General features: G+C 62.0%; 13 protein-coding genes. 10 read left to right on the top strand and 3 right to left on the bottom strand.

What is annotated here, in order from left to right; all coding sequences use genetic code 11:
- The first annotated feature begins 6 nt into the window (after positions 1-6).
- Together QTJ18_RS02615 and hydA are read left to right on the top strand one after the other, a co-directional pair.
- The gene (locus tag QTJ18_RS02615) at positions 7-1272 is read left to right on the top strand and encodes a cysteine desulfurase-like protein (RefSeq protein WP_252752182.1); all 1266 of its coding nucleotides are present in this window, start codon (positions 7-9) and stop codon (positions 1270-1272) included.
- A gap of 11 nt (positions 1273-1283) precedes the next feature.
- On the top strand, positions 1284-2690 hold the full coding sequence (hydA, locus tag QTJ18_RS02620) for a dihydropyrimidinase (protein ID WP_252752181.1): 1407 nt from the start codon (positions 1284-1286) through the stop codon (positions 2688-2690).
- Here hydA and QTJ18_RS02625 read toward each other — a convergent pair.
- Positions 2651-3610: a helix-turn-helix domain-containing protein gene (locus QTJ18_RS02625; protein ID WP_252752180.1), complete on the bottom strand. Its 960-nt coding sequence runs from the start codon at positions 3608-3610 to the stop codon at positions 2651-2653. The two genes, hydA and QTJ18_RS02625, sit on opposite strands and share 40 nt — an antisense overlap.
- A gap of 156 nt (positions 3611-3766) precedes the next feature.
- On the opposite strand from QTJ18_RS02625, the gene QTJ18_RS02630 reads away from it, so the two are divergent.
- Entirely contained in the window at positions 3767-5707 is a 1941-nt protein-coding gene (locus QTJ18_RS02630; protein ID WP_252752179.1) for a beta-galactosidase, read from the top strand.
- A gap of 101 nt (positions 5708-5808) precedes the next feature.
- On the opposite strand, the gene QTJ18_RS02635 is transcribed toward QTJ18_RS02630, so the two are convergent.
- Positions 5809-6480 carry a GntR family transcriptional regulator gene (locus tag QTJ18_RS02635; RefSeq protein WP_252752423.1) on the bottom strand — a complete coding sequence of 224 codons (672 nt, stop codon included), beginning with the start codon at positions 6478-6480 and terminating at the stop codon, positions 5809-5811.
- Between the two features lie 117 nt (positions 6481-6597).
- Between QTJ18_RS02635 and QTJ18_RS02640 the strand changes: the two genes are divergently transcribed.
- From QTJ18_RS02640 to QTJ18_RS02665, 6 genes are all read left to right on the top strand, one after another.
- Positions 6598-7602, top strand: coding sequence for a TRAP transporter substrate-binding protein (locus tag QTJ18_RS02640; protein WP_252752178.1), 1005 nt, complete (start codon positions 6598-6600; stop codon positions 7600-7602).
- 68 nt (positions 7603-7670) lie between these two features.
- Positions 7671-8297, top strand: coding sequence for a TRAP transporter small permease subunit (locus QTJ18_RS02645; RefSeq protein ID WP_252752177.1), 627 nt, complete (start codon positions 7671-7673; stop codon positions 8295-8297).
- On the top strand, positions 8294-9607 hold the full coding sequence (locus tag QTJ18_RS02650; protein WP_252752176.1) for a TRAP transporter large permease: 1314 nt from the start codon (positions 8294-8296) through the stop codon (positions 9605-9607). Before QTJ18_RS02645 ends, QTJ18_RS02650 begins: the two co-directional genes overlap by 4 nt.
- On the top strand, positions 9607-11028 hold the full coding sequence (locus QTJ18_RS02655; protein ID WP_252752175.1) for a malonyl-CoA decarboxylase: 1422 nt from the start codon (positions 9607-9609) through the stop codon (positions 11026-11028). The genes QTJ18_RS02650 and QTJ18_RS02655 overlap by 1 nt, the downstream gene beginning before the upstream one ends.
- Complete coding sequence (locus QTJ18_RS02660) at positions 11025-12539, top strand: malonate--CoA ligase (protein ID WP_252752174.1); 1515 nt, start codon at positions 11025-11027, stop codon at positions 12537-12539. The genes QTJ18_RS02655 and QTJ18_RS02660 overlap by 4 nt, the downstream gene beginning before the upstream one ends.
- Positions 12540-12715: 176 nt before the next feature.
- Positions 12716-13639 carry a lysylphosphatidylglycerol synthase domain-containing protein gene (locus tag QTJ18_RS02665; RefSeq protein ID WP_489667195.1) on the top strand — a complete coding sequence of 308 codons (924 nt, stop codon included), beginning with the start codon at positions 12716-12718 and terminating at the stop codon, positions 13637-13639.
- 39 nt (positions 13640-13678) lie between these two features.
- On the opposite strand, the gene QTJ18_RS02670 is transcribed toward QTJ18_RS02665, so the two are convergent.
- Complete coding sequence (locus tag QTJ18_RS02670; RefSeq protein ID WP_252752172.1) at positions 13679-14158, bottom strand: MarR family winged helix-turn-helix transcriptional regulator; 480 nt, start codon at positions 14156-14158, stop codon at positions 13679-13681.
- Between the two features lie 203 nt (positions 14159-14361).
- Between QTJ18_RS02670 and QTJ18_RS02675 the strand changes: the two genes are divergently transcribed.
- Positions 14362-15189 carry a p-hydroxycinnamoyl CoA hydratase/lyase gene (locus QTJ18_RS02675; protein ID WP_252752171.1) on the top strand — a complete coding sequence of 276 codons (828 nt, stop codon included), beginning with the start codon at positions 14362-14364 and terminating at the stop codon, positions 15187-15189.
- The last annotated feature ends 106 nt before the right edge of the window (positions 15190-15295 follow it).

Consider the following 15295-nt stretch of genomic DNA (forward strand, 5'->3'; position numbering starts at 1 on the left):
CCGGGGATGACAGTCACTCCCTCGCTCGACATGGATTTCGTACGCAGCCAGTTTCCCGGCCTGTCGAACGGATGGACGTTTTTCGACAATGCCGGTGGCGCGCAGATCCTCAAAGGAGCGCTTGAGCGGATCAACAGCTTCCTGATCGAGCGAAATGTGCAGATCGGCGGCTCCTATGCGGTGTCGCAGAATGCGGCCAAGGCGCTATGGGAGGCGCGAACCGCTGGAATGCACCTGGTCAATGCCAGCCGGCCGGAGGAGATCGTCTTCGGCAGTTCGACAACCGTTCTTCTGCAGAACCTGGCAAAGGCCATGCAGAGCCAGCTCGCTCCCGGCGATGAGATCATCGTCACCGTCAGCGATCACGAATCCAATATCGGCCCCTGGGACCGGCTGCAGGCCGCCGGCATCATCGTGAAGATCTGGCCGCTGAACCGCGATACGCTGACGCTGGACCTTGCCGATCTCGAGCCGCTGATGGGCGAGCGCACAAGGCTCGTCTGCGTGACGCATGTCTCCAATATTCTGGGGTCCATCAATCCGGTGCGAGAGATCGCCGATTTCGTCCATGCCCGCGGCGCGCGCATCTGCGTCGATGCGGTGGCCTATGCTCCGCACAGGCTGATCGACGTCCAGGCCTTCGATGCCGATTACTATGTCTTCAGCCTCTACAAGACCTATGGCCCGCATTACGCAATGATGTACGGCAAATATGCGCATCTGCTGGAGCTGGATACGCTGTATCACTATTTCTACGGCAAGGATAAGGTGCCGGGCAAGCTGGAGCCGGGCAATCCCAATTACGAGCTGGCCTATTCCACCTGTGGCATTGTCGATTATCTGACGACGCTCGGCCGGATGGCGGGCGACGAGGGCAGCCCGCGCAGCCAGATTGCCACGGCCTTCGCGGCCATTACCGCGCAAGAGGACGCTTTGACGAACCGGCTCCTCTCCTATCTGCGCTCCCGCAATGACTGCCGCATCATCGGCCAGACGCAAAACCGCGACAGCAACCGGGTGCCCACCATCGCCTTCCGCTTCGATGGGCGCGATGCCGCGCAGCTGTGCCTGGCAATGGATGAAGAGAAGATCGCAATGCGCTTCGGCGATTTTCACTCCCGCCGGCTGGCGGAATATCTCGATCTGACGGACCACGGCGGCATGCTGCGGGTCTCCATGGTGCATTACAACACCGTGGAAGAGGTCGACCGCTTCACCGCTGCACTCGACCGGCTGCTTGCAGGCAATGCCGGTCTCTCCAAGGCCGGCTGAGGAGGCAGGTTATGCAGTACGATACCATCATCCGCAATGGAACGGTCGCAACCGCCAGCGACAGTTTTGTCTGCGATATCGGCATCCGCGACGGCAAGATCGTGGCTCTGGCGAGCGATCTGCACGATGCGGCGGACATCATCGACGCGTCCGGCCTTTTCGTCTTGCCGGGTGGTATCGATAGCCATGTCCATATCGACCAGCCCTCCGGCGAGGGCATCGTCATGGCCGATGATTTCGACAGCGCCACGCGCTCCGCAGCGATCGGCGGCAACAGCACGGTGCTTGCCTTTTGCATGCAGGAAAAGGGGCAGACGCTCCGTGAGGCGCTGAAGGCCTATCATGCCAAGGCCGAGGGGCGCTGCCATATCGATGTCGCCTTCCACCTGGTGATCACTGATCCGACGCCGGAGGTTCTCGGTCAGGAATTGCCGGCGCTTGTGGAGGATGGCTATACCTCGCTGAAGGTCTTCATGACCTATGAAGGCCTGCGGCTGCGAGACGACGAAATTCTCGCCACCCTCGATGCTGCCCGCCGCAGCGGCGCGCTCGTCATGGTCCATTGCGAGAACGAGGATGCCATCCGCTATCTGATCGGCCGGCATGAGGAAGAGGGCATGCTCGCGCCCAGATTTCACGCCACGACGCGGCCGATCCCGGCGGAGCGGGAGGCGACCCACCGGGCCCTGTCGCTGGCCGAGATCGTCGACGTGCCGATCGTCATCGTGCATGTCTCCAATCGCGAGGCGATGGAGGAGATCCAGAGAGCACGTCAGCGTGGACAGAAGATTGCCGGCGAAACCTGCCCGCAATATCTGATGCTGACCGCCGATGATCTCGACCGGGACGAATTGGAGGGGGCAAAATTCGTCTGCTCGCCGCCGCCTCGCGACAAAGCCAGCCAGGAAGCCTGTTGGCAGGGGATAGAGCAGGGGGTCTTCGACCTGTTTTCCTCCGACCATTGCCCCTTCCGCTATGAGGATAGCCAAGGCAAGCTCAACGAACGCGGCAAGCGGCATTTCCGCTGGATCCCGAATGGCATACCGGGTGTAGCGACGCGGCTGCCGATCCTCTTTTCCGAAGGGGTGATGAAAGGGCGGATCTCGATCAACCAGTTCGTTGCCACCACATCGACCAATCATGCCAAACTCTACGGGCTTTATCCCCGCAAGGGAACGATCGCGGTCGGCTCGGATGCGGATATCACCCTATGGGACCCGGATTGCCGGGTGACGATTACCAATGACATCCTGCAGCAGGGGGCCGATTACACGCCCTATGAGGGTCTGGATGTGCGCGGCTGGCCGGTGCGGCTTCTGGTGCGGGGGAAAACCGTGATGCAGGCCGGGTCGCTGGCAAAGGCGAAGCCGGAGGGTACCTATCTGGCGCGGCAGCGCTCCTCGCTCGTTCCGGGGTGAGGAGGGCCGGCCGGCGGACGCAGGCGGCGGCGCATCTGCACCGGCTTCTCGCCGAAACGGCGGTGAAAGGCCTCGTAGAAGGAGGAGAGGGACCCGAACCCGGATTCATAGGCAATCTGCGTGATCGGCAGATCCGTGGCCATCAGCAGCGACTGCGCCGTATCCAATCGGTGGCGGATGATCGCCTGGTTGATCGTCATTCCGACCGACCTGCGAAACAGGGTCATGGCGTAATTGGGATGCAGACCCGCTGCCCGCGCGACATCCTCCGCTGAAACGACACCCAAGGCGTGCTCCCCGACGAAGCGCAGCATGGTTTCGACATGCGCGGCCAGATCCGGCTCGCGCCGAACCGTATGCGACAGGACGGTGCCGGCCTCGCGCAGATCGCGCCAGCCTTCCAGTTCGATGCGCATCATCCTGGCCATCACCTCCATGCGCACAAGCGCTGCGGCATCCGGCTGACCCGATAGCAGCTCCTCCCGCCAGCGCAGGAAGATATCGGTTTCCCATTCGCGCATGGTCACGGCCTCGATGACGGCGCCGCGAAACAGCGCATGGCGCAGCCGGCCCATCCCGGCATGGCCAAGAAAGACGGACATGGGCACGTAAAGGCAGACAAAGCGTGTTCCTTCCGCCCGCTCCGTCACCTGATGCGGCACCATTCCCCAGAACAGGCAGAGCCTGCCCTGGCCGATCGTCACGGAACTTCCGTCGAACCAGTAGGTCATCCGGCCACCCAACACGAAATTCAGCTCGATCTGGGTATGCATATGCGGACCCGCCATTCGCTGCACCTCCATCAGCTTGCCGGCGCAAAACTGATGGTCGCCGTATACCACCAGCGGATGGGACGGATCGAGATGCGGATGGACCGGCTCCGCCCCGAGGCGGTTCACACTGGCTGGGCGATGCAGCATGGACGGCTCCAAGCTTAGGATTCCGGAGGTTTTCGGACGAGGCGCGGAGGAAACTTGCGGCTTTCTCCGGGAGAGTCAAGCCGGGGTCGAGGGGCTGGCTGGCCGCTAATCACGCCGCTGCCCTGGACAGATGGACATTGAACGGAATCGACGACAATGCTTGGCGTTTGCTATTATCCTGAACATTGGCACGAGGATCGCTGGCCGGTGGATGCGCGCCGCATGCGCGAACTCGGCATTTCCTTCGTCCGCATCGGCGAATTCGCCTGGTCCAGGCTCGAGCCGGCTCGCGACGCGTTCGATTTCGGCTGGCTGGACCGGGCCATGGACGTTCTGACCGGGGCGGGGCTGCAGGTCGTTCTAGGAACGCCGACAGCCACGCCACCCAAATGGCTTGTGGATGAGTGCCCCGACATACTCCCCTATGGACGGGACGGGCGGCCGCGCGGCTTCGGCTCGCGCCGCCATTACACTTTCTCGTCGCAAACCTATTGGCGGGAAAGCGCCCGCATTGTCGAGCACCTTGCCCGTCGCTACGGCGATCATGATGGCCTTGTCGGCTGGCAGACTGACAACGAGTATGGCTGCCATGACACGACGCAGTCGTTCGGCCCCGAGGATCTGAAGGCTTTCCGGAATTGGCTGCGGCTGCGCTATCAGTCCATCGATCAGTTGAACGAAGCCTGGGGCAATGTCTTCTGGTCCATGGAGCTTTCGGGTTTCGAGGATGTCACCTTACCGATCCTGACGGTCACCGAACCCAGCCCCGCCGCGCGGCTCGATTTCTGGCGCTTCCATTCCGAGCAGATCGCCCGCTATGACCGCATGCAGTGCGACATCATTCGCAAACATTCTAAGGGGCGGTGGATCACCCATAACTTCATGGGTTTCACCCTGGATTTCGATCATTTCCAGGTGGCCGACAATCTCGACCTGGCCTCCTGGGACAGCTACCCGATCGGCTTCGTCGAAAAATTCCCTTTCACGGAAGAGGAGCGAAACCGGTGGGCGCAGACCTCCCATCCGGATATCGCTGCCTTCCACCACGATCTCTATCGCGCTGTCGGAAGGGGGCGCTTCTGGGTGATGGAGCAGCAGCCCGGCCCGGTCAATTGGGCGCCGTGGAATCCGGTGCCGAAGCCCGGCATGGTGAGGCTGTGGACGCTGGAGGCGCTTGCCCATGGCGCGGAGGTCGTCAGCTATTTCCGCTGGCGGCAGGCGCCCTTCGCGCAGGAACAGATGCATGCGGGCCTTAACCTGCCGGGCCTCGACGAATGGTCGCCGGGCGGCAGGGAGGCGCGTCAGGTGGCGGAAGATCTGGTCCGGCTCGGCAGCCTGCCGGAGACAGGCCCGGCATCGGTTGCCATAATCTTTGATTATCAAAGCCACTGGACGACCTCCGTCCAACCGCAGGGGGCCGATTTCCGCTATGCCGAACTCTGCTTTCGGTGGTACGAGGCTTTGCGACGGCTCGGGCTCGACGTGGATTTCGTCCGTCCCGGAGCCTCCCTCGACGCCTACAGGCTTGTCGTCCTGCCCCTGGCGACCGAGGTCGGCGAAGATCTGCGCGCTGCGCTGGAGGCGACGAAGGCGACCGTTCTGATTGGCGCGCGCAGCGGATCGCGCGACCGGCATTTCCGTCTGCCCGCCGAGCTTCCGCCCGGCCCGCTCTCGGCCCTGACCGGAAACCGGGTCATCCAGGTATCGACGCTTCGCCCGGGGCTCAGCCATGGCGTCCGCGGCGTTGTCGAAGGTGCCGCTATCCGCTGGCGGGAAGATGTTGAGGCGGCGGGAGAGGTTCTGGCGCGTTTCGAAGATGGCGAGCCTGCGCTGACCAGGAAGCAGGACATCTTCTACCTCGCCTGCTGGCCGGATGAGATGCTGCTGCAGGCCGTGATGTCGCTTCTTGCCAAGGAGGCCGGGTTGTCCGTCATGCCTGTGCCCGAGCATGTCCGCCTGCGCCGCCGTGGCGATCTGATCTTCGCCTTCAACTACGGTCCGGGCGACTGGACACTGCCGCAGGGCGTCGAACCGATCCTCGGGGAAAGGGTTCTGAAGCCGCAGGCCGTGGCCCTCTGGCGCCGCTCATCCGACTGATCCTGAGCGGCCGGACGAGAAGGCCGGCAGGCCGTAGAACCGCGACGTGACCGCAATAGGGGTGCGACTGGCAGCGTCAGATCGCAACCCTGTTTCAAGGCCTATTTCGTATTCAGCCTCGGCTTCATCGACTGGATTCCGGCCACCAGATCGCTGAAGCGGTCGCCTTGCACGACGATATGCCCGCGCAGCAGGTTGCGCGCGTCCTCGGCCTGGCCTGCAAGAATAGCCGCAACGATGCCGGCATGTTCGCGGACCGATGTCTGCAGCCGATTGCGCACCCGAAGCTGCAGGCGGCGATAAGGCCGCAGGCGCCTGTGCAGGCTGATGCACTGATCCTTCAGAAAGCCGCTCTGGCTTGCGGCATAGATGGCGTGGTGAAAAATCTCGTTGTCGTAATAATAGGCATCGGTATCGCCATTGCCGGCCGAGATTTCGCAACGGGCATGGGCGTCGGTCAGGATCTTGCGATCCTCCTCCGTGTGCCGCCGCGCTGCGAGCGCTCCCGCCATGCCTTCGAGCTCGCCCATCACCTCAAACATTTCGAACACATATTGCGGCCCGTGATCGGCAACGCAGGCGCCGCGTCTTGGCCTGATCTCGATCAGACCGATGGCGCTGAGCTGCATCAGCGCTTCCCGGATGGGAGTCCGCGAAACGCCGAAGCGGCTCGCCAGCTGGGTCTCATCCAGGCGCTCGCCCGGCTCGAACTCCCCCGTCACAATGCCGTTCTCGATCTCGTCGCGCAGCTTATAGAAGGCATTTTCCAACATGATCAACTCGCGTATATCCCTACCCAGTTTTTGTATACAAGATGATTGACATAGTACGCAAGTTAGGATCATGTTTCTCCATGCCGGTTGGGAGGCCGGCCTAATGGGAGGAATATCATGAACCGTTTCATGCGCAGTCTTGCGCTGGGCGCCAGTTTGGCGGCCTCAACCGTTTTCGCCGTATCCGCGCAGGCTGATACCATATTGAAGGCGTCGCACCAGTTCCCCGGAGGCAAGGGCGACATCCGCGACGAAATGGTCCAGATGATCGCCAGGGATGTGGCGGCGGCAAATGTCGGGCTGACCATCCAGGTCTTTCCCGGCTCGTCGCTGTTCAAGCCGAACGATCAGTGGAATGCGGTGACGCGCGGTCTTCTGGACATGACCTCGTTCCCGCTCGATTACGCCTCCGGCCGTCATCCGGAGTTTTCCGCGACCCTGATGCCGGGCCTCGTCGGCAATTTCGACAGGGCCATGCGGTTGAACGATTCGCCCTTCATGCAGAAGATCAAGGCCATTGTCGAGAAACAGGGAGCCATCGTCATTGCCGATGCCTGGCTCTCGGGCGCCTTTGCGTCGAAGAAGGGTTGCATCACCGCGCCGGAAACGATGAAGGGTCAGGTCATCCGTGCGGCCGGCCCGGCTTTCGAGGAAATGCTGGCGGCAGCCGGAGCCTCCATCGCCTCGATGCCATCTTCTGAGATCTATTCCGGCATGCAGACGGGCGTGCTCGACGCGGCCAATACGTCTTCGGCAAGTTTCGTCTCCTACCGGCTTTTCGAGCAGGTCAAGTGCCTGACGGCGCCGGGCGAGAACGCGCTGTGGTTCATGTATGAGCCGGTGCTGATGTCCAAGCGCGTCTTCGAGGGTCTCAATGCCGACCAGCAGAAGGCCATTCTCGCCGCAGGCGAAAAGGCCGAAGCCTTCTTCAATGAAGAAGTGCGCAAGGGCGATCAGATGATGATCGACACCTTCAAGAAGGCAGGCGTCGAAGTGGTGGAAATGTCCAAGGCCGATTACGATGCCTGGCTCGCGACCGCCAAGGAATCCGCCTACAAGAACTTCGCCGCCAAGGTTCCCGGCGGTGACAAGCTGATCGAGGACGCGCTGGCTGTCCAGTGACGTAAGCTGCGGGCGGCGGGCCGCCTTGGCCCGCTTCCCCTTTGCTGTCTGATGAGGGAATCCCGCTCATGGTGAAGGCCTATATCTGGTTCATCGGCCAGATCTCGCGATTCTTCGCGCTTTTGGCGACTTTGCTGATCATCTCGGCCATGCTCGTCGTCTGCCAGATGATCCTGCTGCGCTATCTCTTTGCTTTGCCGACGATCTGGCAGACCGACTTCGTCGTCTTTTCGGCGACTGTCGCCATGTTCCTCGGCGCGCCCTATGTGCTGCTCAAGAACGGCCATGTCGGCGTCGACGTTGTCGAAATGATGGTGACGACCCGCACCCGCCTGGTGCTCCAGATGGTCGGCAGCGTGCTGGGCCTGGTCTTCTGCCTGGCCATGCTGGTTGCCAGCTGGATCCAGTTCCATGATGCATGGGCGGGAGACTGGCGCCATTCCAGCATGTGGGCGCCGCCTCTGTGGATTCCGCTGTTTGCCCTGCCGCTCAGCTTTGCGATGCTGTGCCTGCAATACACCGCCAAGATCCTGAGCATGGCGACAGGCACCGGCATGCATGCCGCCGGCGTCGAGCCTGCTGTCGATCCTGCTGGCGATCCTGCTATTGCCCCCGCTGGCGGATCAATGCCTTCGCCGAAGTCACCCTTGGCCACCGAACCGCACTCCGCTTCCTGGAAGGATGCATCCCGATGAGCACAATGTCGGCCGGTTTGCTACTCATTCTGTCCCTCTTCGTTCTGCTGGGCACGGGAATGCCCATCGCATTCGCGCTTGGCTTGTCCGCCGTGGCGGCGCTGTTCCTGCAGAGCGGCTTTCCGATCTTCTACATTCTCGGCGATACGATGTTTTCCGGGATCGCCAACCTTGCCTATGTGTCGATCCCGATGTTCGTCCTGATGGGCGCTGCTGTCGCCTCTTCGCCCGCCGGCAAGGATCTCTATACCGCGCTCGATCGCTGGCTGAACCGCGTGCCGGGCGGTCTTGTCCTCTCCAATATCGGCGCCTGCGCCATTTTTTCCGGCATGACCGGTTCCTCGCCCGCCACCTGTGCCGCAATCGGCAAGATGGGCATTCCCGAAATGCTCAATCGCGGCTATCCGAATTCGGTGGCCACGGGTTCGATTGCCGCCGGGGGAACGCTTGGCATCCTGATCCCGCCCTCGGTTACCCTGATCGTCTACGGCATCGCGACCGAGACCTCGATCGGCCGCCTGTTCATGGCCGGCGTCATCCCCGGCATCATGCTGACGATCATGTTCATGATCTGGGCGGTGATCGACTGCAAGCGCAAGGGCTATAGCTTCCAGGGACGCGCCGTGCGTTATACGCTCGCCCAAAAAATGGCCGGCCTGCCGCGCATCCTGCCCTTTCTGCTGATCATCGCCGGAACGCTCTACGTGCTTTACGGCGGCGTTGCGACGCCCTCGGAAGCCGCCGGCGCCGGCGCCTTCCTGACGCTCCTCGTGGTGGTGCTCGCCTATCGGCTCTTCCGCTTCAAGCAGGTGTCCCATATCTTCGGCTCGGCCATGCGGGAAAGCGTCATGATCATGATGATCATGGCCGCGGCGGAACTCTTCGCCTTCGCCCTGTCCTCGCTCTACATCACCCAGTCGATCGCCGAGACGATCGCCGGTCTCGATGTCAATCCCTGGGTCTTGATGGGCATCATCAACCTCTTCCTTCTGGTCTGCGGCATGTTTCTGCCGCCGATCGCGGTCATCGTGATGACGGCGCCCATGCTGTTTCCGATCGTCACCGAGGCCGGCTTCGATCCCTACTGGTTCGCCATCATCCTGACCATCAACATGGAAGTGGGGCTCATCACGCCGCCGATCGGGCTCAACCTCTTCGTCATCAACGCAATTGCGCCGACGGTTCCGACCAAGGAAGTGCTCTGGGGAGCCTTGCCCTATGTGCTGGTGATGTTCCTGGCGATCGTGATCCTGTGCATTTTCCCGGGCATTGCAACCTGGCTGCCAAACCACATGATGGGAGCGGTGTGATGAACACGACCTCCTTCCTGGGCGATATGCTGCAAAGCATTGCCGACCGAGGAAAGCGTCTCTTTGCAGCGCCGAAGGAGAACCCCGCCGATCCGGTGAAGACGATGGAGCTTCAATGCGAGGCTCTGCTGTCCAGTCGCGGCGAGGCGTCCGGCATGGCATTGGCGCGTGATATCATCGAACGCTGGCAGGCGCTGAACCCGGAGGCGCAGCAGACCTTTCTGCGGCTTCTCGTGTCCCGCTTCGGCCCGAATGTCGAACGGCTGGAAAAGGCGATTGCGCGCTATCAGGAGGCGCCGGCCCCGGCGACGCTGCTGGAACTGCATGTGGCGGCCGAACCCTTGCGCCAGGAGCTCATCCGGCGCCTCAATCTTGCACCGGGAGGAACGGCATCCCTGGTCAGGATGCGCCAGTCGCTCTTGCAGATGACCAAGACCGTGCCGGAGCTTCAGGCACTGGATGCCGATTTCAGCCATCTCTTCGCCTCCTGGTTCAATCGCGGCTTTCTGATGTTGAAGCAGATCAACTGGTCGACGCCGGCCGACATTTTGGAAAAGATCATCCGGTACGAGGCGGTGCATCATATCGGCAGCTGGGAGGAATTGCGCCAGCGCCTGGCGCCGGAGGATCGCCGGTGCTTTGCCTTCTTCCATCCGCAGCTTTCGGATGATCCGCTGATCTTCGTGGAGGTGGCGCTCACGCGTCACGTTCCGGCCTCCATCGGCGAGGTTCTCCAGGACGAACGGGAGATCGTGCCGGCAGGCGAAGCCACCACAGCCGTCTTCTACTCGATCTCCAATTGCCAGGAAGGGTTGCGGGGGATCTCCTTCGGCAATTTTCTCATCAAGCAGGTGGTCGAGGATCTGCGGCGCGAATGCCCCAAGCTCTCGACTTTCGTTACCCTTTCGCCGGTGCCGGGCTTGGCCGACTGGCTGGCGCGCGAGCGGCACTCCGAAGCGAGCGACGTGCTGAGCGGCGCGGAGGAGGAGCAATTGGCTGCAATCGACCGGCCGGGATGGGAGGATGATGCCGATGCCGTGCGCCAGGTCCAGCCATTGCTGACTTCGCTTGCGGCCTGGTACTTCCTCAAGGCAAGGGATCGCAATGGACGCGTCGTCGATCCGGTGGCGCGCTTCCACCTTGGCAATGGCGCGCGTCTGGAGCGTCTCAACATGATGGGCGACAGGTCGGCCCGCGCCTTGCGCCAGTCGCACGGCTTGATGGTGAACTACCTCTACAAGCTTGAGGACATAGAAGCCAATCACGAGGCCTTTGCTGCCCGCGGCGAGGTGGTGGCGGCGCCGGCGGTGCGAAGGCTTGCGCCGGACAAGCCGGTGCGGCAGCTTGTTCCGCTCCAGGCCGGTGACGGTCATGCGGCCGAGACCAAGACAGTTCAGAACAGCAAGGAGTTCAGTGCATGAGCAACCATCTTTTCGATGCGATCCGGAAAGGGGTTCAGGCCGATGCGCCCTTCATCGAGACCAAGACGGGACAAAGCTTCAGCTATGGCGACATGCTGGACCTGTCGGGTCAGCTGGCCAATGCACTGATCTCGCTTGGCGTCGAGCCCGGTGATCGTGTGGCGGTGCAGGTGGAAAAGACGCCGCAAGCGCTGATGCTCTATCTTGCCTGCGTGCGCGCGGGCGCCGTCTACCTGCCGCTCAATACCGCCTATACCCTCACCGAACTCGACTATTTCATCGGCGATGCCGAGCCGCGCCTCATTGTCTGTTCGCCGAAAGCTCAGGCAGGCCTTACGCCCATCGCCGAGGCCAGGGGCGCCCGCGTCGAGACGCTGGACGAAACCGGCACCGGCTCGCTGATGGCGCTTGCCGCGACGCAAGCCAGGGATTTTGCCGATATCGATCGCGGTCCGGACGATCTTGCGGCCATCCTCTACACGTCCGGCACGACCGGCCGTTCCAAGGGCGCTATGCTCAGCCATGACAATCTTCTCTCCAATGCGGAGACCTTGCGGGAATATTGGCGCTTTACCCCTTCGGATCGTCTGATCCACGCCTTGCCGATCTTCCACACGCATGGCCTGTTCGTCGCTTCGAATGTCATTCTGATCTCCGGCGCCTCGATGATCTTCCTGCCGAAATTCGATGCCGATGAGGTGCTGGATCTCATGCCGCGGGCCACCGTGATGATGGGTGTGCCGACCTTCTACGTCAGGCTCGCCCAATCCCCGCGCTTGACGCGGGACGCCACGGCCTCCATGCGCCTCTTCATATCGGGTTCGGCCCCGCTTCTGGCCGAGACCCATCGCCAGTTCAGCGCCATGACCGGCCATGCCATTCTTGAGCGCTACGGCATGACCGAAACCAATATGAATACATCCAATCCCTATGACGGCGATCGCGTGGCCGGGACCGTCGGCTTCCCGCTCCCCGGCGTCTCTCTGCGCGTCACCGATCCGGAGAGCGGCGCGGCGGTTTCGGACGGGCAGACCGGCATGATCGAGGTGAAAGGCCCCAATGTCTTTCAGGGATATTGGCGGATGCCGGAAAAGACCGCCGCGGAGTTTCGCCAGGACGGCTTCTTCATCACCGGCGATCTCGGGCGGATCGATGAGCAGGGCTATGTGCACATTGTCGGGCGTGGCAAGGATCTCGTGATCACCGGCGGCTACAATGTCTACCCCAAGGAGATCGAGACGGAGATCGACCAGATCTCGGGCGTGGAGGAAAGCGCCGTGATCGGCGTGCCGCATCCCGATTTCGGCGAGGGAGTGACGGCCATCGTGGTGCGCAAACCGGCCGCCGATCTCAACGAGGCGGCGATCCTCGGCGAGCTGGAGCCGAAGCTTGCCCGCTATAAACAGCCGAAACGCATTCTCTTCGTTGATGAACTGCCGCGCAACACGATGGGCAAGGTCCAGAAGAATATCCTGCGGCAAACCTATGCGACACTCTATCAACCCTCGTGAGCAGGGAGCCTTGGCATTAATGGTTCAGGGCACCCTTCGGTGTCCTGAACCGCGAAGGAGACACAGATAATTGAGGCCCGGCGGGCTTGTTTTGGAACCGAATGCCCCAATCCAGTTTATCCTTGCTGCAATTCATGGCACACAGAATGCCACCTGGGGACGGAACAGGAGACGGGATAATTCTGAAGAAATACGGTTGGTCCGCACTGGGGCTCGTGGTCGTCGCAATTTCCGCCTGGTTCCTGTACAAGGAACTGCGCGATCTCTCACTGGGGGAATTGCAGTACAGTCTGAAAGCCATTCCTTTGTCAGCCTGGTGCCTGGCTGTTCTGGCGTCCCTGGCCGCCTATGCCGCCCTGGCCGGCTATGATGCGCTGGCGCTTTATTATCTGAGGCGCCGCATCGCCTGGTACTTCATCACGCTGACCTCCTTCACCACCTATGCGCTCTCCCACAATCTCGGAGCCTCCGTCCTTTCCGGCTCGGTCATCCGCTACCGCGCCTATTCTTCGAAAGGCATGAGCGCGATCGAGATCGGCCAGCTGGTTGCCTTCTGCTCCTTCACCTTCGCCCTCGGCACGCTGCTTCTGTCGGCAATCACGCTGCTGATCGAACCCGCGCTCGGCTTGCGCCTGGGCCTCTCGGAAGATGCGGCACGCGGGGCGGGCCTCGTAATCCTGTTGTTGATTGCGGCCTATGTCTTTGGCAGCTGGCGCCAATTGCGGCCTTTCTCGATCGGTCCCCTGAAAATCACCTATCCCAATCTGAAGACGGTCGGCCTGCAGCTGCTGATCGGTCCGCTGGAATTGCTGGCAGCCGCGGCGATCATCTACGTGGTCCTGCCATCCGCCGGCAATCCGGGCTTCGTCACCATTCTCGGCATATTCCTGCTCTCGTTCTCCGCCGCCCTGTTGTCGACAGCGCCCGGAGGGCTCGGCGTGCTGGAACTCGTTTTCGTCAACGGCCTTCCCGAAATGGACAAATCGGATGTGCTGGCTGCGCTGATCGTGTTCCGGCTCTTCTACCTTCTTCTGCCCTTCGCACTATCACTCATCGTCGTGCTGGTGTTCGAAAGGCGATCGCTGCGCCATCAGCTCTGACGCCGGACGTCATCTGCGCCTTCTTTGCCTGCGACGCCTTCACCGGTGCCGGTCATCCTCCGGCTCCTCCATCCAGATGAGAGCGAGCAGGCGCCGCAATTCCGTCCGCTCGGCGGTGGTCAATCGGCGCAGCGTCTTCTCCTCATGATCGCGAACCCGTGCCAGCCAGTCCTGCGCCGTCGCAAGGCCCGCATCGGTTGGATAAAGCCGCTGGATCCGTTGATCGGCGGGGTCATCCTTGCGGACGAACAGACCCCGCACCTCCAATTGCTGCAGAAGGCCGACAATATTGGCGCGCTTGATGCCGAGCAAACGGCAGATATCGGCCGATGTGCTGCCCGGCGCATCGATAATGGACAGAAGCACGCTCATGGTGATCGGGCGGGCGCCTACCGGCTCCAATGCCGCGACGGCACCGTTGAGGTCGTGCACCGAGGCCCGGCGCAGGTGATAGCCGACGATATCCGTCAAGGCATCGCGTATGCGGCGGGCCGCCGCTGTGTCAGACGAGACCGACATAAGCTGCATCTCCTTCATCTGCGCCCTTGACGCCGAAGCTGAAGGGAACAATAATGCTATGCATCATAGCAGTCAACGGTCGAGGGCTGGATAAGGCAAAGCAGCGGCGAGGCTTTTATCCCGTAGGCTCAACAGAGGCGCCCGGCGTAGCCGCGGAATTCACCTGCAAGCGGTAGGGCACAACGAACGCAAGGATGAAGACAATGGCAGATGACACCGATACCGTCGCTTTCGAGGTGCGCGACCGCATTGCCTGGGTGCGTTTCAACCGGCCCGACAAGCGCAATGCCATGAGCCCGACACTCAATCGCCGGATGATGGAGGTTCTCGACGAACTGGAATTCCGCGAGGATGTGGGCGTGCTCGTCCTGACGGGCGAGGGAAGTGCCTGGACGGCGGGCATGGATCTGAAGGAGTATTTCCGCGAGACGGAGGCCGAAGGGCTGAAAGGCACGCGCCGGGCGCAGCGCGAGAGCTATGGCTGGTGGCGGCGGCTGCGCTGGTATCAGAAGCCGACGATCGCCATGGTCAATGGCTGGTGCTTTGGCGGCGGCTACGGCCCGCTTTTCGCCTGCGACCTTGCCTTTTGTGCCGACGAGGCGAAATTCGGTCTTTCGGAGATCAATTGGGGCATTCTCCCGGGCGGCGGCGCGACGAAAGTGGCCGTGGAACTTCTGCCGTTCCGCAAAGCCATGTATCACGCCATGCTGGGCGAGCCGGTGGATGGCAAGACCGCTGCAGAATGGGGGCTCGTGAACGAGAGCCTGCCGCTGGCGCAGCTGGAAGACCGGGTAACGGCTGTGGCGCGTGCGCTGCTGGAGAAGAACCCCGTGGCGCTGAAGGCGACCAAGGATGCCGTTCGCCGTGTTGGCGTCATGACCTATGACGAGGCGGAGGATTATCTGGTCCGCGCGCAGGAAGCGGCCAATTCCTACGATAATGAAGGCCGCAAGGAAGGCATTCGTCAGTTCATTGACGAGAAGAGCTATAAGCCCGGCCTCGGCGCCTATGACAAGAGCCGCCGCGGATGATACGACATGCCGGAGACGGCGCGCGCCCGCGCGCCTGATCCGTCCAATGACGAATCCCTGAGCCAAAGCCTGCGAGGCCCAAGCTTGAAAACCGCATCGGGCCGGC

This window comes from Rhizobium sp. SSA_523, assembly GCF_030435705.1.
Taxonomy (GTDB): Bacteria; Pseudomonadota; Alphaproteobacteria; order Rhizobiales; family Rhizobiaceae; genus Neorhizobium.

What these genes read in the sequence shown, in the direction of transcription:
- QTJ18_RS02625 (WP_252752180.1), bottom strand. Translation starts at nt 3,610, where the DNA reads ATGCTGCATCGCCCAGCCAGTGTGAACCGCCTCGGGGCGGAGCCGGTC.
- QTJ18_RS02670 (WP_252752172.1), bottom strand. Translation starts at nt 14,158, where the DNA reads ATGTCGGTCTCGTCTGACACAGCGGCGGCCCGCCGCATACGCGATGCC.
- QTJ18_RS02650 (WP_252752176.1), top strand. Translation starts at nt 8,294, where the DNA reads ATGAGCACAATGTCGGCCGGTTTGCTACTCATTCTGTCCCTCTTCGTT.
- QTJ18_RS02660 (WP_252752174.1), top strand. Translation starts at nt 11,025, where the DNA reads ATGAGCAACCATCTTTTCGATGCGATCCGGAAAGGGGTTCAGGCCGAT.
- QTJ18_RS02645 (WP_252752177.1), top strand. Translation starts at nt 7,671, where the DNA reads ATGGTGAAGGCCTATATCTGGTTCATCGGCCAGATCTCGCGATTCTTC.
- QTJ18_RS02655 (WP_252752175.1), top strand. Translation starts at nt 9,607, where the DNA reads ATGAACACGACCTCCTTCCTGGGCGATATGCTGCAAAGCATTGCCGAC.
- hydA (WP_252752181.1), top strand. Translation starts at nt 1,284, where the DNA reads ATGCAGTACGATACCATCATCCGCAATGGAACGGTCGCAACCGCCAGC.
- QTJ18_RS02630 (WP_252752179.1), top strand. Translation starts at nt 3,767, where the DNA reads ATGCTTGGCGTTTGCTATTATCCTGAACATTGGCACGAGGATCGCTGG.
- QTJ18_RS02640 (WP_252752178.1), top strand. Translation starts at nt 6,598, where the DNA reads ATGAACCGTTTCATGCGCAGTCTTGCGCTGGGCGCCAGTTTGGCGGCC.
- QTJ18_RS02675 (WP_252752171.1), top strand. Translation starts at nt 14,362, where the DNA reads ATGGCAGATGACACCGATACCGTCGCTTTCGAGGTGCGCGACCGCATT.
- QTJ18_RS02635 (WP_252752423.1), bottom strand. Translation starts at nt 6,480, where the DNA reads ATGTTGGAAAATGCCTTCTATAAGCTGCGCGACGAGATCGAGAACGGC.
- QTJ18_RS02615 (WP_252752182.1), top strand. Translation starts at nt 7, where the DNA reads ATGACAGTCACTCCCTCGCTCGACATGGATTTCGTACGCAGCCAGTTT.